Origin of the sequence: Ketobacter sp. MCCC 1A13808 (genome assembly GCF_009746715.1) — a bacterium.
Taxonomy (GTDB): Bacteria; Pseudomonadota; Gammaproteobacteria; order Pseudomonadales; family Ketobacteraceae; genus Ketobacter.
Window position 1 is genome coordinate 1 of sequence record NZ_VRKW01000024.1, and the last position, 23,339, is coordinate 23,339.

A 23,339-nucleotide genomic window follows, 5' to 3' on the forward strand; every position below is an offset into this window, starting at 1 on the left:
CACCGAGGGACGAGCGCAATATAACAACCAGATGATATGGAATCTAAAAGTTGTCACCCATCTTGCTGCGCAAGCTGACCGCCAACTTTCTTAACGATTCCATATATCTACTCTCGTTATGTTTTTCCCTGATGTTCGACGGGCTCTCACGACAATGCAAATAAAAAAGCAAGGAAATCATAGTGTCTAGTAAAAAGGACAGGCTAAGTGAACTCGGAAAAATTAATCCAATTGGAGCTGTCGATCATAGAAATTATAAAAAAGGTAGTGGATCAGGTAGTGTTCTGGAAGGACTTCCAAGATCAGAGAGAAGAAGGCTTGCTTCTGGTGCAAAAATAATAGCAAAAAAATACAACAATATATTGTCAAAACTTAAGCGCTCAGGGAAAAAATTTCCTGCTGATAAAATATTACGAGAGCTTGCTATTGAATATACTCATAGATATGCATCATCTGGAATCTACAACCAGCCAATAAGTTTTAATTATTTTGAGCCGTTTTTACATATCAAATTAATTGACGGTGCAGCACCTTATACTGAAATTGAAAATGAGTTTAATCATTTGTTTCATGCAGAGGATTTTTTTGAATACATAACCTCGCAAGAGTGCGCTGATTTTCAAGTATCCTCGCTTTTGGGTCTCCCTCAAGATCAAATATATCACTTCTCAGTATGTGGTGAGATAACGGATATTTCGTTCTTGTACGGAGACGGAAGAGAGTTTGTCATCGCAGGTTTTTCTATTATCAGGAGGGGGCCTTCTATATTTTGGTATCTTATAGGTGGTGAGTCGCTTGGTGATGACGAGTGGGAATTGAGGTCTTCTGATCAGCCAGAAGTCGATATTAACAGTGTTCCACCGTGGAAAAAAAAGTTCCTAGAAGAGTGTATATCTGAGTCAGGAGGTACTTTAGGGAAACCAATTCCCTTAGAAACTACAGAGACTCATATAAGAACAATAATTTCAGGAGAGTTTGACCTTAATGAAACGAAGCATTTGTCGCGCTGCTATTTGGCAGAATATGAGAATTCGTTTGATGTGATATGCGATGACCCAGAAGTTATCGACTCTATGACAGGCACGAACAATAAAGGACAGATTATAGAGACGATGCTGGAGAGATTTGATCGTGCAGCTGTTTTATGGTCGTTGGCGGAAGGCCTTTTCCAGCTTCCTGAGTATTTCAGCTCCCGTATCGCTCTCAACAAGGAGGTTCAAGCTGCCTCGAAAAGAAGGATGTCTAAGAAAAAAGGTGGCAAAGGACTAAAAGGAGATTACATAGTGATCCCTTCTCTAGAATCTAGTAATCATATGCCGAACGCTGCAATCACAAAAGTAATTCTACCTCACTATGAGATTGAAACAGAAGGACATTGGCGGAAACTGGAAGGCGATCAGGTGGGCGTCGATAGGCATGGTAATTCCGTACGTGGAAAGACCTGGGTTGCATCCTCAAGTAAATGGAAGGCTACTGGTTCAAAAGAGGGATTCGATATCTATCTTAAAGACACATTATCTTCTGCTCGGTTAAAAATAACTGAATACCTTGAGGCAGCAGAAGCAGTCAAAGAAGCTTCAGAAAAACAACTTGATTCAGATGAGGGTGAGCTTTACGTTCTCCGGTGTTCAGCCATGAAAGAGCAGATCTACAAAGTAGGATATACCAACGGCTGCTCTCACGAACGCGCAAAACAACTTTCTACTGCAACAGGTGTTCCGTTGGCTTTTGTTGTAGTGAAATCCTGGAAGCATAGAGAAGCAAGAAGGCTGGAAACAGAGTTGCACATGATGCTTTCTCCTTACCGCCTCAATAATGGGCGCGAGTTTTTTGAAGTTAAGTATGAGACGATTGAGAAAATAATTGATTCTGTACTAGAGGAGACAGGATCGTGAAAGTAAACATAACAATTAGCTGCACGCTGACAACCTTTGCTACGCTCATTTTGTGTATGTCGCGTAGCTCCATTATACACAAAATGCTCTCCGCAAAGGTTGCAGGTGAGCTAGGCGTTATAAATTGCCAGTTCAAATATTTTTAAGACCAAGCGGTTCTACATCTACACCTTCGTAAATTGAATAGGGCGCTGCTACCGCTTGTTCGGTTAGGATTTTAAGTAGTTTAAAGCTAAAAGTGATCAACTAGAGTTTGCATTGTCTCCGCAATTTAGACTGAGCTAACGATTTAGTTCAGGGAGCACTGCCCCATAGTCGGGCCGTGGTATTGTTGAGGTGTTGTGGCTCCATGGTGGTTCCTATCAAGTTGGTTCCGGGTGCATGGGCGGTTCGTGGACATCGAGGACGTGGCAAATTTCGGCTGAGGCGCATTTGATTCGGGTCGTGGTTTATTCCGTTGCCACAAACCTTGAGTGCATTCTTGCGGTGACAAACAGCGTGATTGGCGGCAGCATCATAATTCGATAGGTCGGCCCACTCACCTTCGGGCTTTTACAGTTCTGTCCAGTTACGATGCTACAAAATACAAAACAAAGTATGAGTGGGTGGTCGGTTCAGGCAATGCGTTTTACCCAGGCAAATTATAACCATCACATGCAGTGGAGCCGCTTACTTTCCGCCGTTTTTGTGCATTCGCTTCGCTCATTGTTGCACAAAAACGGCTCCACTCCAGCGGCCCACTGATGTGGGCGTTATGCAATATTTAGTTTTGAACACTGATTAGGAGAAGTAATGAAAGGATATCTGGTTTTAGACTTGGCTATAAATGAGCTTTCTGGCTTTATGGAATATGTTCAAAAAATTCCTGAATTCATAAAAAAGCACGGTGGTAGATATATCGTTCAAGGAGTAGAACCAGAGTTGATGGAAGGTTCCTGGTTACCTCAAAGATTGGTAGTTTTGGAGTTCCCTACGAAGATTGCAGCGAAAGAGTTTTTGAATGATCCAGAAGCTCAGCAGCTATTTTCGTTACGTAAAGCGACCACAACAAGCAATCTTATACTCGCGGAAGGCTGTGAGTGACAGGGCAATCAGTTGCGTTAAAATCGTGTACGTATAGGTTGGCCAGGTTTGCATAACAAGGCGCTCAACGTGGACGTGTGGAGCTCCGGCAATTGTGTGCATTCGCTGTCGCTCATTATTGCACACAATTACCTCCACTCCACACGCCAGTTAGCTTGGCGTTATGAAAATATCTAGCAAATACCATGAATAAACAAGATTTCGCAACTTTGAAAGTATATGAATATGTAGATGAATTGTTTACACGTATATCTGATTTGGTTAGGCCGGATATTGAAGAATTGATGAACAATTCATCTCATGGCTTGAGTCGGGTTGAATTAACCGCGTTACTTCACGACTTATTTCAAAGTCAAAAATTAGTGGCATTAAGAGAAAAACGAGGCCTATTTACTCCTAGTTTAGAGGAAATAACTTCCGCTTTTGATGAGAAAAACGATATTAGATTTCGAGGCGAGCATACCTATTATGGTTTAACGTCCGCAGCCATGGATCAGTATCGAGGACTTAAGCAGATGCAAACAGATGCCTATAATTAACCAGAGAGTGCAAAAGTTCATAACCAAAGCAAGCACGGGACGCAGTTACGCTCCACCATTTTGCGGTTCACTGCGTTCACTTTACCGCAAAATGGTTCCACTGCACTGCGCCCATGTTGCTGGCGTTATAAATTGCCAGTTCAAATATTTTTAAGACCAAGCGGTTCTACATCTACACCTTCGTAAATTGAATAGGGCGCTGCTACCGCTTGTTCGGTTAGGATTTTAAGTAGTTTAAAGCTAAAAGTGATCAACTAGAGTTTGCATTGTCTCCGCAATTTAGACTGAGCTAACGATTTAGTTCAGGGAGCACTGCCCCATAGTCGGGCCGTGGTTTTGTTCAGGTGTTGTGGCTCCATGGTGGTTCCTATCAAGTTGGTTCCGGGTGCATGGGCGGTTCGTGGACATCGAGGACGTGGCAAATTTCGGCTGAGGCGCATTTGATTCGGGTCGTGGTTTATTCCGTTGCCACAAACCTTGAGTGCATTCTTGCGGTGACAAACAGCGTGATTGGCGGCAGCATCATAATTCGATAGGTCGGCCCACTCACCTTCGGGCTTTTACAGTTCTGTCCAGTTACGATGCTACAAAATACAAAACAAAGTATGAGTGGGTGGTCGGTTCAGGCAATGCGTTTTACCCAGGCAAATTATAACCATCACATGCAGTGGAGCCGCTTACGTTCCGCCGTTTTTGTGCATTCGCTTCGCTCATTGTTGCACAAAAACGGCTCCACTCCAGCGGCCCACTGATGTGGGCGTTAGGCTGTCAGAGTTGGCAAGGATAGATTGTGCGGAAATCAGATAGACTTTTTCAGCTTACGAATATTCTGCGTAGGCACCAACCAATTACCGCAAGACAATTGGCTGAACGGTTGAATGTATCTGAGAGAACTATTTATCGCTATGTTGACGATTTATCTCTAGCCGGAATACCCATTTACGGTGAGCCTGGTGTTGGATACCGCTTGTCAGAGGGGTTTGAATTGCCTCCCTTGCAATTGTCGCAAGGGGAGCTGGAAGCTCTGATTGTGGGAGTGAGCCTGACGGCATCGTTGACCGGGAAGACATTTGCGGCGTCGGCACATTCTCTCTTGTCCAAAATTGAAGCGGCATTGCCGAGTGAGTCACAGATGATTGCTCATCAAGACAGAGTAGTTCGAGTGTTAGCAAACCACCATCAATCCGAGGCTTATCTGGTGTGGGGAGAAGCCCATGCAGCAATATCATCTGGATGTTGGCTGAGGATTACCTATAAATCGCACTCAAAGGCTGTGACGGATAGAACAGTATTTCCTCTGGGGCTATTCTATTGGGGCGGTAAATGGACACTGGGCTGTTGGTGCGAGCTACGTGGCGATTATAGAGACCTCAGAGTTGACCGCATAACCAAACTAGAGCTTAGTGAACAGGCTGGCGTTTTACCTGGAGACGTTTCTCTGTCCGCATACATTGCACTTAGAAGTGCGGCTATTGACTGACACGGTGGTGTCAGTAGCAAGCCTTATAGTTGGCATTCAAACCAAGAACAGAGGCATTGATATGATAGAGAATGGCAGCATTGATAGCATTGGCGGAATGGAGTTTGCAACGTTCAGACTTAAAGAAGGTATGACAGAAACAAGATTAATAGAACTCTCGAATAAAGTAGAGTCAGAGTTTCTTAGCCGACAGGAGGAACTCATCCTCCATTTTCTAGTTCGTGGAACTGATGGTATCTATGCAGATGTGGCCATTGCCAGTTCGCAGGAAAAAGCTGAGGAATATTGTCAGCAATGGCTAGGTAACCCAGTAGCACTGGAATACTTAGAGCTTCTTGAAAAAGAATCTGTGAACATGACGTTCTGGACGAGAATCAACTAAGAGCCTAACAAATCGCTGCACATGGACGCAAAAAGCGGAGCTAATATTGTGGTTACGCTTCGCTCCACATTACCACAATATTAGCTCCGCTTTTTGCGCCAGTGAGCGAGGCGTTATGTGTAATTGAGTATTGAATGATTACAGTAGATACAATTCAAAAATTCAAATGTGAAGAGTACGCGAGGGGAGAATATGCGAAGGGCTACTATGACAAAGAATCATACCTTCAACTTGTACTACCAATTAATGAAGCGTACGTTTCAAGAGAAAACACACACTTGGTTGTAGGTCATGCAGGAGCAGATGGCATTGAATTTTGTTATCGCGAAAGGCAACCAGGTATTTGGGCTTACTATCCAATAGATAATGACTATGAGCTAAAGGCAATTAATATTGCAAGTTTAGTGGCAGGCTGGCGTTCAGGTGAGATTAACGTATAAACACATAACAAGTACAGGCAACATCGCCCCTTCGGGGCTGGACCTCCTTTCAGTCGGCCGTTGCTGCAGGCGTTATAAATTGCCAGTTCAAATATTTTTAAAACCAAGCGGTTCTACATATACACCTTCGCAAGTCCGGTAGGGCGTTGCTACCGCTTGTTCGGTTAGAATTTTAAGTAGTTTAAAGCTGGAAGTGATCAACTAGAGTTAGCATTGTCTCTGCTGTTTTGGCTGATCTAGCGATTTAGTTCAGGGAGCACTGCCCCATAGTCGGGCCGTGGTATTGTTGAGGTGTTGTGGCTCCATGGTGGTTCCTATCAAGTTGGTTCCGGGTGCATGGGCGGTTCGTGGACATCGAGGACGTGGCAAATTTTGGCAGCGGTGCATTTGATTCGGATCGTGGTTTATTCCGTTGCCACAAACCTTGGGTGCATTCTTGCGGTGACAACCGGTATGATTTACGGCAGCATCACAATTCGATAGGCCAGCCCACTTACCTTCGGGCTTTTGTAGTTCTATCCAGTTACGATGGAGTAAAAGACAAATAAAGTACGAGTTGGTGGGCGGTGCAGGTAATGCGTTTTACCCAAGCAAATTATAACCATCACATGCAGTGGAGCCGCTTACGTTCCGCCGTTTTTGTGCATTCGCTTCGCTCATTGTTGCACAAAAACAGCTCCACTCCAGCGGCCCACTGATGTGGGCGTTATGCGGACACAGCTTCAGTTCAGGGTTCCTGAAATTGTAATTTGGATAATCGGATAACGTTATGAATATTGCTAAAATTCACATATTGCTATTGCTTTTAATACCATCTGCATCATATTCAGCGCCGTTGGAATGTAACGTTGGGCCGATTCAGAAATCCTATGGCGGCAATACCTGGGACGTTTATGCATGTAGCGACAAGAAAAATATTGTCGTTGTAAGCGCACCAGGCAATCCAGCTATGCCTTTTTACTTCACAATATTTATAAAAAATGGTGGCTATGTTGTAAATGGTGAAGGAACTGGAACCAAATCCGCAACCAAGTCTGCTTACGAAGAACTATCAAAGCTTACAGCAGAGGAAATTCAGTCGATAATAAGTCAGGCAATCAATGTTGGTAAGTAAATTGGAGTCACCGCATAACGAGGCGCAGCACATGGACAATAGGACGCACGAATCTTGCGTGAATCGCTGCGCGATTTTATCACGCAATCTCCGCACGCCCTATTGCCAGTGTGCTCAGCGTTATAAATTGCCAGTTCAAATATTTTTAAAACCAAGCGGTTTTACATCTACACCTTCGCAAGTCCGATAGGGCGTTGCTACCGCTTGTTCGGTTAGAATTTTAAGTAGTTTAGAGCTAGAAGTGATCAACTAGAGTTTGCATTGTCTCCGCAATTTGGACTGAGCTAACGATTCAGTTCAGGGAGCACTGCCCCAGAGTTGGGCCGTAGTTTTGTTCAGGTGTTGTGGCTCCATGGTGGATTCTATCAAGTTGGTTCCGGGTGCATGGGCGGTTCGTGGACATCGAGGGCGTGGCGAATTTTGGCTGAGGCGCATTTGATTCGGGTCGTGGTTTATTCCGTTGCCACAAACCTTGCGTGCATTCTTGCGGTGACAAACAGCGTGATATACGGCAGCATCATAACTCGATAGGCTGGCCCACTTACCTTCGAGCTTCAATAATTCTATCCGGTTATGAAGCAACAAAAGCCAAAATAAAATACGAGTTGGTTGGCGGTGCAGGAAATGCGTTTTACCCAGGCAAATTATAACCATCACATGCAGTGGAGCCGCTTACGTTCCGCCGTTTTTGTGCATTCGCTTCGCTCATTGTTGCACAAAAACGGCTCCACTCCAGCGGCCCACTGATGTGGGCGTTAAATGTCTATGAGCATCGAGATCGCAAAAATACAAAAGAACGGTGATCGTAGCTTTTCGATCTGGATAAATGGAGATGAAGGCTTTGATGAGCAGAAATTTCTACAGCTTATAGAGATCCTTGGTATCAGTAACAACGAGCGTATCTTTGCATCTGTTGGCCCGGCACAATTTATTGATGAGGTACACACTGAGCATGGTATATTCAATCTTTCCCAAGAGTTTGATGAGTTTGCGGGCACTACAATCTATTCGGAGAGCAGTGAGCTAATAGAGAGTATATTTAATATCATGGTCAACTCAGATCAGTATCATGCACGTAAATAGTTAACATTTGAGTAAGCTGTTAAAAGCCCAAGAGAATATGAAGGAAATCATCAGCATTGAAGAATTGCCCGAGATAGAGAGGGGTATATATCTGAGTGATACATGGTGTAGTAAATGTAGCGAGGCTGATCTTGGAATCAATGATCCAGAACTATATGTTGAGGATGGTCGCAAGTTCATTAGTGGCAACTGTAAAGTCTGTGGCGCACTATGTACTACTGAAATAATCGAAAAACACGTGGATTAAAAAGTTATGTGCCAGCAGCATTTAACAAGGTGGTGCAGTGGAACCAGTTACGCTACGCAAAATTTATGGTATCGCTACGCTCTTTTTACCATAAATTTTGCTCCACTACACTGGTCCACTGACCACGGCGTTATGCGTAAAAAGGAAGTAAGTGCCAAATGAATAAAGGAAAATGTGTTTGCGGCGAAGTTTCGTACGAAGTAAATGAAAAAATCGAAACTCTCTATCAGTGCCATTGCACAATATGCCAGCAGCAAACTGGTTCATCATCTCAAACGGGTACGTTCGCAAGCGCACCAAACTTCAGGTGGCTTTCCGGTCAAGATAAAATCAAAACTTATAGCAAGCCATCAGGTTACAGCTGTTCTTTTTGTAGCTGCTGCGGTGCTACTGTTCCAAATATGTTCCGCACTGGCGATAAATATTGGGTTCCGGCAGGTGCTCTATTAGGTTTGGAGGGTGCTAAAATTAAAAATCATATTTTTGTCGCTGACAAAGCGGCGTGGGATCATATAGGTGATAATGGTGCGCAGCATTCGGGCTTCTATCCAGTATACGCATAACAAATTGCTCAAGTTCACTCCGGCCGCAAAAAGCGCGGCCTCCGCGGGACAACCTACACTGCGTTTCGGTTGCCCCTTAGCAAGGCGTTATGCAAACAGAACCAAAAACCATTTAGATTGAGCTAAAACTTTTATTAAGCGCATATGGTATATCTAGTAGAGATACTCAAGACCTATCAAATACTTGTTGCCGGTATAATTGGATTTACCGGGGTTATATGTACTATGTTGGCGAATGCCCATATTCAAAGAAGCCATCATAATCGAGATTTAATGCACCAAAGACAAGCTTTAAGGAGCGCTTTAAAAGCTGAACTCTGTATAACAAAAGAAACTTTTGAAAATAGAATCAAGCAAACTAAAGACTATGACAATAAACAACATGCCTTACTACAAAACAAAGTACAAACCAGCGTATACGACGCGCTACTTAGTTCGATTGGCATTTTAGAAACAGAAGAAATCAAGCATATAGTAGAAGCGTATCTTCTAGTTTATGAAATACCATATCGAATTAGATTATTAGCTGGAACTAATGCTATTGGTGGCTTCGAAAACGAGTATATTCGTCTCCGACCAGAACACATTGCTCAAGTAAATAGGATACATGAAGCACTATTACCAAAAATTGAACTTGCTATAAAGTCTATCGAGAGTAATGAATCAAATGCATAACAAAAACAAGCAGCACCTATTGCTTCGCAATCGTGGACCTCTCTACGCTCCGCAATTTTTGCGGTATCGCTTCGCTCTTTTACCACAAAAACCGCTGCGCTGCGTTCGGCCGCTGTTGTTCGGCGTTATAATTTTGCGAGCTGAAATATTTTTAAAAACCAAGCGGTCCTACATCTACTCTAGTGCAGGCGGGGTAGGGCATTACTCCCGTTTATTCGGTCGGCTTTTTAAGTAGTGAAAAGCTGATGGCGATCAACTAGATTTAGTGGTTTCTCCGCAATTTGCACTGAGCTAAAGATTCAGTTCAGGGAGCACTGCCCCAGAGTCGGGCCGTAGTTTTGTTCAGGTGTTGTGGTTTCACGGTTTTTTCTATTGGGTTGGTTCCGGGTGCATGGGCGGTTCGTGGACATCGAGGACGTGGCAAATTTTGGCAGAGGTGCATTCGATTCGGATCGTGGTTTATTCCGTTGCCACAAACCTTGAGTGAATTCTTGCGGTGACAAACAGCGTGATTTACGGCAGCATCATAATTTGATAGGTCGGCCCACTTACATTCGGGCTTCAACAGTTTTATCCTATTTTGATGCGACAAAAGACAAAACAAAATACGAGTTGGTGGGCGGTGCAGGCAATGCGTTTTACCCAAGCAAATTATAACCAGGCGGTGCAGTGGAGCCAGTTACGTTCCGCAATTTTTGTGGTGTCGCTTCGCGCCTTTTACCACAAAAATCGCTCCACTCCACAGGCCCACTGACCTTGGCGTTATAACTTTGCGAGCTGAAATATTTTTAAAACCAAGTTGTCCTACATTTACTCTAGCGCAGGCGGGGTAGGGCGTTGCTACCGCTTGTTCGGTTAGAATTTTAAGTAGTTTAAAGCTAGAAGTGATCAACTAGAGTTAGCATTGTCTCCGCTATTTGGACTGAGGTAGCGATTTAGTTCAGGGAGCACTGCCCCATAGTCGGGCCGTAGTTTTGTTCAGATGTTGTGGTTTCACGGTGGTTCCTAATTAAGTTGGTTCCGGGTGCATGGGCGGTTCGTGGACATCGAGGACGTGGCAAATTTTGGCAGAGGTGCATTTGATTCGGGTCGTGGTATATTCCGTTGCCACAAACCTTGCGTGCATTCTTGCGGTGACATACAGCGCGATATACGGCAGCATCATAACTTGATAGGTCGGCCCACTTACCTTCGGGCTTTTACAGTTCTATCCAGTTACGATGCAACAAAAGACAAAACAATGTACGAGTTGGTGGGCGGTGCAGGTAATGCGTTTTACCCAAGCAAATTATAACCATCACATGCAGTGGAGCCGCTTACGTTCCGCCATTTTTGTGCATTCACTTCGCTCATTGTTGCACAAAAACAGCTCCACTCCAGCGGCCCACTGATGTGGGCGTTATAACTTTGCGAGCTGAAATATTTTTAAAACCAAGCGGTTTTACATCTACACCTTCGCAAGTCCGATAGGGCGTTGCTACCGCTTGTTCGGTTAGAATTTTAAGTAGTTTAGAGCTAGAAGTGATCAACTAGAGTTTGCATTGTCTCCGCAATTTAGACTGAGCTAACGATTTAGTTCAGGGAGCACTGCCCCAGAGTCGGGCCGTAGTTTTGTTCAGGTGTTGTGGTTTCACGGTGTTTTCTATCGGGTTGGTTCCGGGTGCATGGGCGGTTCGTGGACATCGAGGACGTGGCAAATTTTGGCTGAGGCGCATTTGATTCGGGTCGTTGTTTATTCCGTTGCCACAAACCTTGCGTGCATTCTTGCGGTGACTAACAGTGTGACTTACGGCAGCATCATAACTCGATAGGTCGGCCCACTTACATTCGGGCTTCAACAGTTTTATCCTATTACGATGCAACAAAATACAAAACAAAATACGAGTTGGTGGGCGGTGCAGGCAATGCGTTTTACCAAAGCAAATTATAACCAGGCGGTGCAGTGGAGCCAGTTACGTTCCGCAATTTTTGTGGTGTCGCTTCGCGCCTTTTACCACAAAAATCGCTCCACTCCACAGGCCCACTGACCTTGGCGTTAAATTAAATAAGCTTCAGCCTCTTTTGTATTTGGCTTTATCATATTTCGTAGCATAGGTTCTTAAAGTTCTTGTTCAAGTTGTTTACTTTGGGAAATAGCTTGTAGTGCTTTCGTAAAGTGTATTTCATGTATTAAGTTGCTTTGCATAATAGTTCATTGGTTTTTAAGTGGCAGTATCAATACTTTATTGCGGCGGGCTGTTAGTGTTAGTGGTTATTCCAAAAATGTTTAAGGTTCCAGTGTCGTGTGTATGGCATTGGGTTGTATTATCAAGGTGCATAGCGGGTAATTTAACAAGTCGCTCAAGCACCGCCACTGCGTGGCTGGACAGTTTTTAAGTTGTGCTTTTGTGGTTTTGCTTCGCAAAATTATTCCACAAAAACACAACTTAAAAACTGCCGCTTAGCTCGAGCGTTATGCATCGGAAAAGTAGAACATGACTTTGAGCGAATATTACGAGGAATATAGGAAAGCACTAGCTTGTGAATTCGAGGGCGACTTTCCGAGAGATATAGCATCTTGTATTGCAGCTGCACATTATGCAGGGTTGAGTATTGAACAATTAAAAAAATTTATGATTAGGCGATCGGAAATATCAAGTGTATCTGTGGCTTTAGAAAATCAGAATACGTCAATATCAGATATAGAAAAAATTATCGCGTCTCGTGAAGAAGGTAAATTAACGCCTTCAGAAATATTACTTCATGCATTTAATCCATTAGATGTAAAAGAAAAATATAGAGCAGAAATATTTAATGGTAAAAATGCATAACAATGCCCATCAGGCTCAGCCGCTTTGCGGCTTGGACCTCCGTTCCGGCGCTCGTTTTGTGCTTTTCGCTACGCTTGCACAAAACGTTCGCCTCCACTACGGCCCCTGTGGGCGGCGTTAGAAATCCGGAACATGTAAAAACTAGAAGCAAAGCAACTTCGAATTAAGCTTAAGATTTAAGCTGTATTAAAAGCATAAAACAAAGCAGGGCAGTACCAAGGTGGTGGTTCAAAGTATTTTCATCATTCCTTGCACGATTTGGGCTTATTAAAAATCAAAAACCTTGTGCATCTTAGCTATCAGTAATCATAATGTCGTAAAAATAGGCAGGCTGGTAGCAGTATGTTGGTTATTCTTAAGGTATAAGATCTAATGTGGCCTTACGCAGGTTGCATATGATTTCTAACTTAATAAACGCAAGCTCTTTTAAAATAAGGTAAATTTTAAACACGGGGTAAGGTTCTTGTGGCGTCAATTTCTAACAATCGGCTCAATGCGACCTGCACTCCGTTGCTTGCTTTGTGCCTTTCAGCTACGCTGGCACAAAACAACCAACTCCGTTCCGGCCCATTAGCCGGGCGTTATGCGCGGTCGGCTTCGTGACAAATTGATGCGCTTAGAACTAGTATTTGAAGAATGAATATACAAGCGATTGAATATGGTCTGATGCACGATGATAGGCGTTTTGAAAGCGACATTGTAAGCATCAGCGATTTGAAGGATGGCCTCAAAATAATTATTGAGACTCTTTCTGAAGGTGGCTATGAACGAATGATGGAAGTCAGTTTTGAAGACGCAAGGGGGTTTAGATTCCTTGATGAGGGAGATCTCCACTATTACTTTTCATCTGGTGCATTCTCAAAGCCCTATCATGTCTTCAAAATACTTTCAGGTGGGTGGGTAAATGGTGAGATATCTCAACCTGGTATGCTTGGGTTTAGTAAAGCTGTCGAGATTGGGGAATGGTTTGTAGTAACAAATAACGGTTGTGTCAATGTGCTTAGTAGCAGCGAGCCGAATATGGCATGGATAAGCGCATAACAATTTGCAGCACGCGGACCCAGTTACGCCGCGCCATTATTTGGCTCGCTACGCTCACTTTACCAAATAATGGCACAACGCAACTGGGCCGGTGTGCAAGGCGTTATAGCATCTAAGTGCCAATATTTAGGAATCAAAATGGAAATAAATAGCGTTGAGCTTAGAGAGAAGAGTGTTCTAATTGCGTGTCAACGATATCTCGATAATGAAAATGCCCATAAGAAAAAATATAGATATATTGCTATATTTTTCGTATTTATTGCTTTGTTAATTGGAGTATATATCTATATCGATCCTGAAATATCCTGGAAGAGCTATAAATTTGATTTGTTCTTGAGTGCTCTAGCTGGTGCGTTATTCGCTGGCGGAGTAATAGCCTTGATTCAGATCTCCCATTCCTCGTATTATCTCCGGTACTTTGACGCTCAAGCCATGTCTGATCGCATTGAAGAATTGGGTGGTGCTGATACGGCTCAATCGAATTCAAGCCAATTTCTAAAAAATCTAATTCTCTGGATAATTATTGCGATAGTTTTATTGTCAATATTTAATCAATCAAAGCTATAACAAGTTGCAGCACGCAGACCCAGTTACGCCGCACAAATATGCGGTCGCTGCGCTTTTACCACATATTTGTACGTCGCAACTGGGCTGGTGTGCAAGGCGTTATGCGAATAGAGAGAATCGATGAAACTTGAAGATCAAATTGAAAAACTGTCTGAGATAGGTTTGGTTCTGAACGAAGGTGTTTCTACTGATGATCTGCTTAGATCATTCTCTAGAGAAGAGTATGAAAGTACTCCTTTCGATTTAATTCTATTTGTCTATGGTATTGAGATTGAGGAAGAACCTTGGGGTCGCTTCTTCTGTGATAAGGCATGGAATTTCGATGTTGAAGCGATTGAAGGCAACGGATCTTACGTTAATATTGTTAGGCAATTCCATCGTATAAGCGGAAGGTCTAAATGTATTGAAAAGTTGACCGATGTTGTAGATGTTGAGGGATCGCATGCAGAGTTACATTATGTAATCGATGGCGTAGAACGAAAATTTGAGCCGGTGGTAGACAATGACTGGGCTGATGCTGACGTTGTTGAGGCCATAATTAACGACCTAAGAGAGCCTGGATATTACTTTTACCCAAAAGACAATGGTCAAGCGAGTATTTGGTTTTATCTGTCAAAACAACAAGCACTAGAGCTAAATAATATTGCAAATAACGTTTTTGGTTTACATCGCAAGCCATGGTGGAAAGTTTGGTAGTGGCGTAGTGACATTGTTCCCGTCAGCGCATAACAAATGCATGCTGGTGGAGCAACCTACGTTCCGCAATTTTTATGGCTAGTCGCTACGCTCCATTTTGCCATAAAAATTACTCCACTACGGTTGCCCACAGATGCGGGCGTTATAACTTTGCGAGCTGAAATATTTTTAAAACCAAGCGGTTTTACATCTACACCTTCGCAAGTCCGATAGGGCGTTGCTACCGCTTGTTCGGTTAGAATTTTAAGTAGTTTAGAGCTAGAAGTGATCAACTAGAGTTTGCATTGTCTCCGCAATTTGGACTGAGCTAACGATTCAGTTCAGGGAGCACTGCCCCAGAGTTGGGCCGTAGTTTTGTTCAGGTGTTGTGGCTCCATGGTGGATTCTATCAAGTTGGTTCCGGGTGCATGGGCGGTTCGTGGACATCGAGGGCGTGGCGAATTTTGGCTGAGGCGCATTTGATTCGGGTCGTGGTTTATTCCGTTGCCACAAACCTTGCGTGCATTCTTGCGGTGACTAACAGTGTGACTTACGGCAGCATCATAACTCGATAGGTCGGCCCACTTACATTCGGGCTTCAACAGTTTTATCCTATTACGATGCAACAAAAGACAAAACAAAATACGAGTTGGTGGGCGGTGCAGGCAATGCGTTTTACCCAAGCAAATTATAACCATCACATGCAGTGGAGCCGCTTACGTTCCGCAGTTTTTGTGCATTCGCTTCGCTCATTGTTGCACAAAAACAGCTCCACTCCAGCGGCCCACTGATGTGGGCGTTATAACTTTGCGAGCTGAAATATTTTTAAAACCAAGCGGTCCTACATTTACTCTAGTGCAGGCGGGGTAGGGCATTACTCCCGTTTATTCGGTCGGCTTTTTAAGTAGTGAAAAGCTGATGGCGATCAACTAGATTTAGTGGTTTCTCCGAAATTTGCACTGAGCTAACGATTTAGTTCAGGGAGCACTGCCCCAGAGTCGGGCCGTAGTTTTGTTCAGGTGTTGTGGTTTCACGGTGTTTTCTATCGGGTTGGTTCCGGGTGCATGGGCGGTTCGTGGACATCGAGGACGTGGCAAATTTTGGCTGAGGCGCATTTGATTCGGACCGTGGTTTATTCCGTTGCCTCAAACCTTGAGTGCATTCTTGCGGTGACAAGCGGTATGATTTACGGCAGCATCACAATTCGATAGGCCAGCCCACTTACCTTCGGGCTTTTACAATTCTATCCAGTTACGATGGAACAAAAGACAAAAAAAGTACGAGTTGGTGGGCGGTGCAGGTAATGCGTTTTACCCAAGCAAATTATAACCATCACATGCAGTGGAGCCGCTTACGTTCCGCCGTTTTTGTGCATTCGCTTTGCTCATTATTGCACAAAAACGGCTCCACTCCAGCGGCCCACTGATGTGGGCGTTATAACTTTGCGAGCTGAAATATTTTTAAACCAAGTTGTCCTACATTTACTCTAGCGCAGGCGGGGTAGCGCGTTGCTACCGCTTGTTCGGTTAGAATTTTAAGTAGTTTAAAGCTAGAAGTGATCAACTAGAGTTAGCATTGTCTCCGCTATTTGGACTGAGGTAGCGATTTAGTTCAGGGAGCACTGCCCCATAGTCGGGCCGTAGTTTTGTTCAGATGTTGTGGTTTCACGGTTGTTCCTAATTAAGTTGGTTCTGGGTGCATGGGCGGTTCGTGGACATCGAGGACGTGGCAAATTTTGGCAGAGGTGCATTTGATTCGGGTCGTGGTATATTCCGTTGCCACAAACCTTGCGTGCATTCTTGCGGTGACATACAGCGCGATATACGGCAGCATCATAACTTGATAGGTCGGCCCACTTACCTTCGGGCTTTTACAGTTCTATCCAGTTACGATGCAACAAAAGACAAAACAATGTACGAGTTGGTGGGCGGTGCAGGTAATGCGTTTTACCCAAGCAAATTATAACCATCACATGCAGTGGAGCCGCTTACGTTCCGCCATTTTTGTGCATTCGCTTCGCTCATTGTTGCACAAAAATGGCTCCACTCCAGCGGCCCACTGATGTGGGCGTTATGCGGAATCGAGCTCAGCGCGTTGCAACCATAGTTGGAATTTAGGCGAGCAGATCTAAATGATAATTGACAGTACGAACTATAAAATTGGAAATCAAGCAATGGCAAACGTGCTGTTGCTTTACTACCATTTGCTTGATGAAGGTGGAATAACCAATGATCAAACTATATACCTCGATCCTGAGGAATTTAATGGTTTTGATTTTTTGGATTTTGAGGTAAACAATTCTGGCGTAAATCATGGAATTGATGAGACTTTAGTAAAGCAAGGAGCAATCATCTATTTACTCTGCGATCTCAATGACATGATTGCAGAGTACGATCAGGACTATGGACTACAGCCGATAACTAAAAAGATATGTTCTGCACTAAAAACGCATGAAAGTATTCCGATTCCCGAGGTTAAGCCACTATTAAATACTGTGTTGGTACCAGAATCAGAGTTTAACTGTTCTGCATACAATGAAATTTTGCAGAATATTTATAGAAAATATGTGCATGATTATTTTTCGAAAAAGTTGTGATAAAAGTCATAACAAACCGGTGCATCGTGGACCCAAACTGCGTGGCGCAAATTTGTGGTTCACTTCGTTCACCTTACCACAAATTCACACCACGCAGTTTGGGCCAATGACCGGGGCGTTATAACTTTGCGAGCTGAAATAATTTTAAAACCAAGCGGTCCTACATTTACTCTAGCGCGGGCGTAGTAGGACATTGCTACCGTTTATTCGGTCGGCTTTTTAAGTAGTGAAAAGCTGATGGCGATCAACTAGATTTAGTGGTTTCTCCGCAATTTGCACTGAGCTACGATTCAGTTCAGGGAGCACTGTCCCATAGTCGGGCCGTGGTTTTGTTCAGGTGTTGTGGATCCATGGTGGTTCCTATCAAGTTGGTTCCGGGTGCATGGGCGGTTCGTGGACATCGAGGACGTGGCAAATTTTGGCAGCGATGCATTTGATTCGGGTCGTGGTTTATTCCGTTGCCACAAACCTTGTGTGCATTCTTGCGGTGACAAACAGCGTGATTTACGGCAGCATCATAACTCGATAGGTCGGCCCAATCACCTTCGGGCTTTTACAGTTTTATCCTATTACGATGCAACAAAAGACAAAATCAAATACGAGTTGGTGGGCGTTGCAGGCAATGCGTTTTACCCAAGCAAATTATAACCAGGCGGTGCAGTGGAGCCAGTTACGTTCCGCAATTTTTGTGGTGTCGCTTCGCGCCTTTTACCACAAAAAACGCTCCACTCCACAGGCCCACTGACCTTGGCGTTATAACTTTGCGAGCTGAAATATTTTTAAAACCAAGCGGTTTTACATCTACACCTTCGCAAGTCCGATAGGGCGTTGCTACCGCTTGTTCGGTTAGAATTTTAAGTAGTTTAGAGCTAGAAGTGATCAACTAGAGTTTGCATTGTCTCCGCAATTTGGACTGAGCTAACGATTCAGTTCAGGGAGCACTGCCCCAGAGTTGGGCCGTAGTTTTGTTCAGGTGTTGTGGCTCCATGGTGGATTCTATCAAGTTGGTTCCGGGTGCATGGGCGGTTCGTGGACATCGAGGGCGTGGCAAATTTTGGCTGAGGCGCATTTGATTCGGGTCGTGGTTTATTCCGTTGCCACAAACCTTGCGTGCATTCTTGCGGTGACTAACAGTGTGACTTACGGCAGCATCATAACTCGATAGGTCGGCCCACTTACATTCGGGCTTCAACAGTTTTATCCTATTACGATGCAACAAAAGACAAAACAAAATACGAGTTGGTGGGCGGTGCAGGCAATGCGTTTTACCCAAGCAAATTATAACCATCACATGCAGTGGAGCCGCTTACGTTCCGCAGTTTTTGTGCATTCGCTTCGCTCATTGTTGCACAAAAACAGCTCCACTCCAGCGGCCCACTGATGTGGGCGTTATAACTTTGCAAGCTGAAATATTTTTAAAACCAAGCAGTTTTACATTTACACCTTCGCAAGTTGGATAGGGCGCTGCTACCGTTTGTTCGGTCGGCAATTTAAGTAGTTTAAAGCTGGTAGCGATCATCTAGAGCTAGTTTTTTCTCCGCGATTTGGACTGAGCGTGCGGCTTAATTCAAGAAGCACTTCTCCAGATTCGGGCCGTGGTTTTGTTCAGGTGTTGCGGTTCCATGGTGATTTCTATCGGCTTGGTTCCGGGTGCGTGGGTGGTTCGTGGACATCGAGGACGTGGCATATCTTGACAGAGGTGCACTTGATTCGGGTCGTGGTTTATTCCGTTGCCACAAACCTTGCGTGCATTCTTGCGGTGACTAACAGTGTGACTTACGGCAGCATCATAACTCGATAGGTCGGCCCACTTACATTCGGGCTTCAACAGTTTTATCCTATTACGATGCAACAAAAGACAAAACAAAATACGAGTTGGTGGGCGGTGCAGGCAATGCGTTTTACCCAAGCAATTTATAACGCCCACATCAGTGGAGCCGCTTACGTTCCGCCGTTTTTGTGCATTCGCTTCGCTCATTGTTGCACAAAAACGGCTCCACTCCAGCGGCCCACTGATGTGGGCGTTATAAATTGCCAGTTCAAATATTTTTAAAACCAAGCTGTTTTACATATACACCTTCGCAAGTCCGGTAGGGCGTTGCTACCGCTTGTTCGGTTAGAATTTTAAGTAGTTTAAAGCTAGAGGTGATCAACTAGAGTTAGCATTGTCTCCGCAATTTGGACTGAGCTAGCGATTTAGTTTAGGGAGCACTACCCCATAGTCGGGCCGTGGTTTTGTTTAGGTGCTGTGGCCTCATGGTGGTTCCTATCAAGTTGGTTCCGGGTGCATGGGTGGTTCGTGGACATCGAGGACGTGGCAGATTTTCGCAGAGGTGCATTTGATTCGGGGAGTGGTATATTCCGTTGCCACAAACCTTGTGTGCATTCTTGCGGTGACAAACAGCTTGATTTACGGCAGCATCATAATTCGATAGGTCGGCCCACTTACCTTCGAGAATTTACAGTTCTATCCAGTCACGATGCAACAAAAGACAAAAATAAGTACGAGTTGGTGGGCGGTGCAGGTAAAGCGTTTTACCCAAGCAAATTATAACCAAGCGGTGCAGTGGAGCCAGTTACGTTCCGCAATTTTTGTGGTGTCGCTTCGCGCCTTTTACCACAAAAATCGCTCCACTCCACAGGCCCACTGACCTTGGCGTTATTTTTTTGCAGGCTGAGAGCCTTTTTAAAACCGAGAGGTTTTACATTTTCAGCTTCGCGGGCGAGTAGGGCATTGCTATTGATCGTTCGGAAAGTATGGTGATGAATTTTAGCGGATTCGCAATCTATTCGAGTTTGCCTTTTCTCCGTAGCGATGAATGAAGCCAGCGATTGAGTTCAGGAAGCACGGTTCCGTAATCGGGCCGTGATTTCGATTAGTTTTGTGGTGTCATGGTGGTTTCAGGTCGTGATGGATTCCGTTGCCACAACCGCCTGTGTATTCTTCGAGTGACAATCGGTGTGTTCTACGGCAGCATCCATAGCCGATGGGCAGGCCCACTGAAGTTCGGAGTTCATAAGCACTAGCCAGCTGCAGTGCATTAAAGGTCAAAGTCAAAAAATAGTTGAGTGGTGCGGTGCAGGTAATTCGCTTTTGTACAGGCAACAAATAACCAGGGCAAGCACGGGACGCAGTTTCGTTCCGCATTTTTTGTGGTATCGCTGCGCTCTTTTTACCACAAAAAATGCTCCACTACACTGCGCCCATGTTGCCGGCGTTAGGCTTCAGAACTAAGGCACATCTTGCAATGGCAGAGTTGATAGAATTTGAAACCGACCGGCTGCGTCTGCGGCAATGGCAAGAAAGCGATTTCGAGTCGTTCGCGGCTCTGAACGCGGACCCACAGGTTATGGAGTATTTTCCCGAACCCCTGAGTTGCCAGGCAAGTAACGAAATGGCAGAGAAGATTCGTTCGCTTATCATGGAACGCGGTTGGGGGTTCTGGGCACTAGAGGTGAAAGGTGCCGAGTCTTTTGGTGGTTTTTGTGGGCTACACATACCCACAGCAACATTGCCGTTTTCCCGGTGTGTCGAGATTGGTTGGCGGTTATCGTCAGGCCTCTGGGGAAAAGGTTATGCATCAGAGGCTGCTCGCGGTGCGCTAAATATTGCATTTGAACGACTAGAGTTTCCTGAGATTGTCTCCTTTACCACGGCTGGCAATCAGCGCTCGCGTCGGGTCATGGAACGAATAGGTATGAAGTACAGTGGTGAGTTTGAGCACCCCAGCCTGCCCGAAGGAAGCTGGTTGCGGCCTCATGTACTTTACCGGTTACGACGAGAACAGTGGGACGCAAAAGCCTAACCAGTGCAGGCACGGCGACGCCTACTACATTGCACCTTCGGCTCCATTCCGCAGGCGCGCATGCTGCAAGCGTTATAGTGCGCCCGCTCAGGATCATACCGGGCTGGATGTACGATAAAGTCCATAGTCAGTGTGTGAAAAACCCAGCTAAAGCTGTGAGGGAACTGGTCAGCGATTTCATCTTTCTGTACGCTCTGAAGCGCAAGCCGCCGCACGCATAACGAGTTGATGCGGACGACGGCTTGCGCTTCAGAGTGTAGAGTGAATCTACGGTCACTTATATTTCTATTAAATTTAAACCGCGTTCAAAAAAGGGTTGGTGGTGAATTGAAACACCGAGGGACGAGCGCAATATAACAACCAGATGATATGGAATCTAAAAGTTGTCACCCATCTTGCTGCGCAAGCTGACCGCCAACTTTCTTAACGATTCCATATATCTACTCTCGTTATAAATTGCCAGTTCAAATATTTTTAAAACCAAGCGGTTCTACATCTACACATTCGTAAGTCCGGTAGGGCGTTGCTATCGCTTGTTCGGTTAGAATTTTAAGAAGTTCAAAGCTAGAAGTAATCAACTAGAGTTAGCATTGTCTCCGCAATTTAGACTGAGCTAACGATTCAGTTCAGCGAGCACTGCCCCAGAGTCGGGCCGTGGTTTTGTTCAGGTTTTGTGGCTCCATGGTGGTTCCTAATTAAGTTGGTTCCGGGTGCATGGGCGGTTCGTGGACATCGAGGACGTGGCAAATTTCGGCTGAGGCGCATTTGATTCGGGTCGTGGTTTATTCCGTTGCCACAAACCTTGAGTGCATTCTTGCGGTGACAAACAGCGTGATTGGCGGCAGCATCATAATTCGATAGGTCGGCCCACTCACCTTCGGGCTTTTACAGTTCTGTCCAGTTACGATGCTACAAAATACAAAACAAAGTATGAGTGGGTGGTCGGTTCAGGCAATGCGTTTTACCCAGGCAAATTATAACCATCACATGCAGTGGAGCCGCTTACGTTCCGCTGTTTTTGTGCATTCGCTTCGCTCATTGTTGCACAAAAACAGCTCCACTCCAGCGGCCCACTGATGTGGGCGTTATAAATTGCCAGTTCAAATATTTTTAAAACCAAGCGGTTTTACATCTACACCTTCGCAAGTCCGATAGGGCGTTGCTACCGCTTGTTCGGTTAGAATTTTAAGTAGTTTAGAGCTAGAAGTGATCAACTAGAGTTTGCATTGTCTCCGCAATTTAGACTGAGCTAACGATTTAGTTCAGGGAGCACTACCCCATAGTCGGGCCGTGGTTTTGTTGAGGTGTTGTGGATCCATGGTGGTTCCTATCAAGTTGGTTCCGGGTGCATGGGCGGTTCGTGGACATCGAGGACGTGGCAAATTTTGGCAGAGGTGCATTCGATTCGGGTCGTGGTATATTCCGTGGCCACAAACCTTGAGTGCATTCTTGCGGTGACAAACAGCGTGATATACTGCAGCATCATAACTCGATAGGCTGGCCCACTTACCTTCGAGCTTCAATAATTCTATCCGGTTATGAAGCAACAAAAGCCAAAATAAAATACGAGTTGGTTGGCGGTGCAGGAAATGCGTTTTACCCAGGCAAATTATAACCATCACATGCAGTGGAGCCGCTTACGTTCCGCCGTTTTTGTGCATTCGCTTCGCTCATTGTTGCACAAAAACGGCTCCACTCCAGCGGCCCACTGATGTGGGCGTTATAAATTGCCAGTTCAAATATTTTTAAAACCAAGCGGTTCTACATATACACCTTCGCAAATCCGGTAGGGCGTTGCTACTGCTTGTTCGGTTAGAATTTTAATTAGTTTAAAACAGGAAGTAATCAACTAGAGTTAGCATTGTCTCTGTTGTTTTGGCTGATCTAGCGATTTAGTTCAGGGAGCACTGCCCCATAGTCGGGCCGTGGTATTGTTGAGGTGTTGTGGCTCCATGGTGGTTCCTATCAAGTTGGTTCCGGGTGCATGGGCGGTTCGTGGACATCGAGGACGTGGCAAATTTTGGCAGCGGTGCATTTGATTCGGATCGTGGTTTATTCCGTTGCCACAAACCTTGGGTGCATTCTTGCGGTGACAACCGGTATGATTTACGGCAGCATCACAATTCGATAGGCCAGCCCACTTACCTTCGGGCTTTTATAGTTCTATCCAGTTACGATGGAGTAAAAGACAAATAAAGTACGAGTTGGTGGGCGGTGCAGGTAATGCGTTTTACCCAAGCAAATTATAACCATCACATGCAGTGGAGCCGCTTACGTTCCGCCGTTTTTGTGCATTCGCTTCGCTCATTGTTGCACAAAAACAGCTCCACTCCAGCGGCCCAC

16 protein-coding genes are annotated in these 23,339 nt (G+C 44.9%); all 16 read left to right on the plus strand.

Features of this window, described 5'->3' with window-relative positions:
- Window positions 1-182: 182 nt before the first annotated feature.
- The 16 genes from FT643_RS23970 to FT643_RS22235 all read left to right on the plus strand — a co-directional run bounded on the left by FT643_RS23970 (window position 183) and on the right by FT643_RS22235 (window position 20,996).
- Complete coding sequence (locus FT643_RS23970) at window positions 183-1,895, plus strand: GIY-YIG nuclease family protein (protein WP_156873597.1); 1,713 nt, start codon at window positions 183-185, stop codon at window positions 1,893-1,895.
- 792 nt (window positions 1,896-2,687) lie between these two features.
- Window positions 2,688-2,978, plus strand: a complete 291-nt coding sequence (locus FT643_RS22165) for a DUF1330 domain-containing protein (protein ID WP_156873598.1) — start codon at window positions 2,688-2,690, stop codon at window positions 2,976-2,978.
- A gap of 185 nt (window positions 2,979-3,163) precedes the next feature.
- Window positions 3,164-3,517, plus strand: a complete 354-nt coding sequence (locus FT643_RS22170; RefSeq protein ID WP_156873599.1) for a hypothetical protein — start codon at window positions 3,164-3,166, stop codon at window positions 3,515-3,517.
- Window positions 3,518-4,307: 790 nt separating this feature from the next.
- Window positions 4,308-4,997 (plus strand): helix-turn-helix transcriptional regulator, encoded by a 690-nt coding sequence (locus tag FT643_RS23975; RefSeq protein ID WP_317622101.1) that lies wholly within the window; start codon window positions 4,308-4,310, stop codon window positions 4,995-4,997.
- On the plus strand, window positions 4,990-5,379 hold the full coding sequence (locus FT643_RS22180) for a hypothetical protein (protein WP_232340398.1): 390 nt from the start codon (window positions 4,990-4,992) through the stop codon (window positions 5,377-5,379). The genes FT643_RS23975 and FT643_RS22180 overlap by 8 nt, the downstream gene beginning before the upstream one ends.
- A 134-nt stretch (window positions 5,380-5,513) precedes the next feature.
- Window positions 5,514-5,819 (plus strand): hypothetical protein, encoded by a 306-nt coding sequence (locus FT643_RS22185; RefSeq protein WP_156873600.1) that lies wholly within the window; start codon window positions 5,514-5,516, stop codon window positions 5,817-5,819.
- 769 nt (window positions 5,820-6,588) lie between these two features.
- Window positions 6,589-6,933 (plus strand): hypothetical protein, encoded by a 345-nt coding sequence (locus FT643_RS22190; protein WP_156873601.1) that lies wholly within the window; start codon window positions 6,589-6,591, stop codon window positions 6,931-6,933.
- Between the two features lie 765 nt (window positions 6,934-7,698).
- Window positions 7,699-8,016: a hypothetical protein gene (locus tag FT643_RS22195; protein WP_156873602.1), complete on the plus strand. Its 318-nt coding sequence runs from the start codon at window positions 7,699-7,701 to the stop codon at window positions 8,014-8,016.
- Window positions 8,017-8,421: 405 nt separating this feature from the next.
- Entirely contained in the window at window positions 8,422-8,826 is a 405-nt protein-coding gene (locus FT643_RS22200) for a GFA family protein (protein ID WP_156873603.1), read from the plus strand.
- 225 nt (window positions 8,827-9,051) lie between these two features.
- Window positions 9,052-9,501, plus strand: coding sequence for a hypothetical protein (locus FT643_RS22205; protein WP_156873604.1), 450 nt, complete (start codon window positions 9,052-9,054; stop codon window positions 9,499-9,501).
- Window positions 9,502-11,975: 2,474 nt separating this feature from the next.
- On the plus strand, window positions 11,976-12,311 hold the full coding sequence (locus FT643_RS22210; protein WP_156873605.1) for a hypothetical protein: 336 nt from the start codon (window positions 11,976-11,978) through the stop codon (window positions 12,309-12,311).
- A 636-nt stretch (window positions 12,312-12,947) separates the two neighbouring features.
- On the plus strand, window positions 12,948-13,352 hold the full coding sequence (locus tag FT643_RS22215) for a hypothetical protein (protein WP_156873606.1): 405 nt from the start codon (window positions 12,948-12,950) through the stop codon (window positions 13,350-13,352).
- A gap of 138 nt (window positions 13,353-13,490) precedes the next feature.
- Complete coding sequence (locus tag FT643_RS22220) at window positions 13,491-13,919, plus strand: hypothetical protein (RefSeq protein WP_156873607.1); 429 nt, start codon at window positions 13,491-13,493, stop codon at window positions 13,917-13,919.
- A gap of 120 nt (window positions 13,920-14,039) precedes the next feature.
- Window positions 14,040-14,615 carry a hypothetical protein gene (locus tag FT643_RS22225; protein ID WP_156873608.1) on the plus strand — a complete coding sequence of 192 codons (576 nt, stop codon included), beginning with the start codon at window positions 14,040-14,042 and terminating at the stop codon, window positions 14,613-14,615.
- Between the two features lie 2,110 nt (window positions 14,616-16,725).
- Entirely contained in the window at window positions 16,726-17,190 is a 465-nt protein-coding gene (locus FT643_RS22230) for a hypothetical protein (RefSeq protein WP_156873609.1), read from the plus strand.
- 3,248 nt (window positions 17,191-20,438) lie between these two features.
- A complete protein-coding gene (locus tag FT643_RS22235) occupies window positions 20,439-20,996 on the plus strand; it encodes a GNAT family N-acetyltransferase (protein WP_156873610.1) in 558 nt (185 codons plus the stop codon).
- The last annotated feature ends 2,343 nt before the right edge of the window (window positions 20,997-23,339 follow it).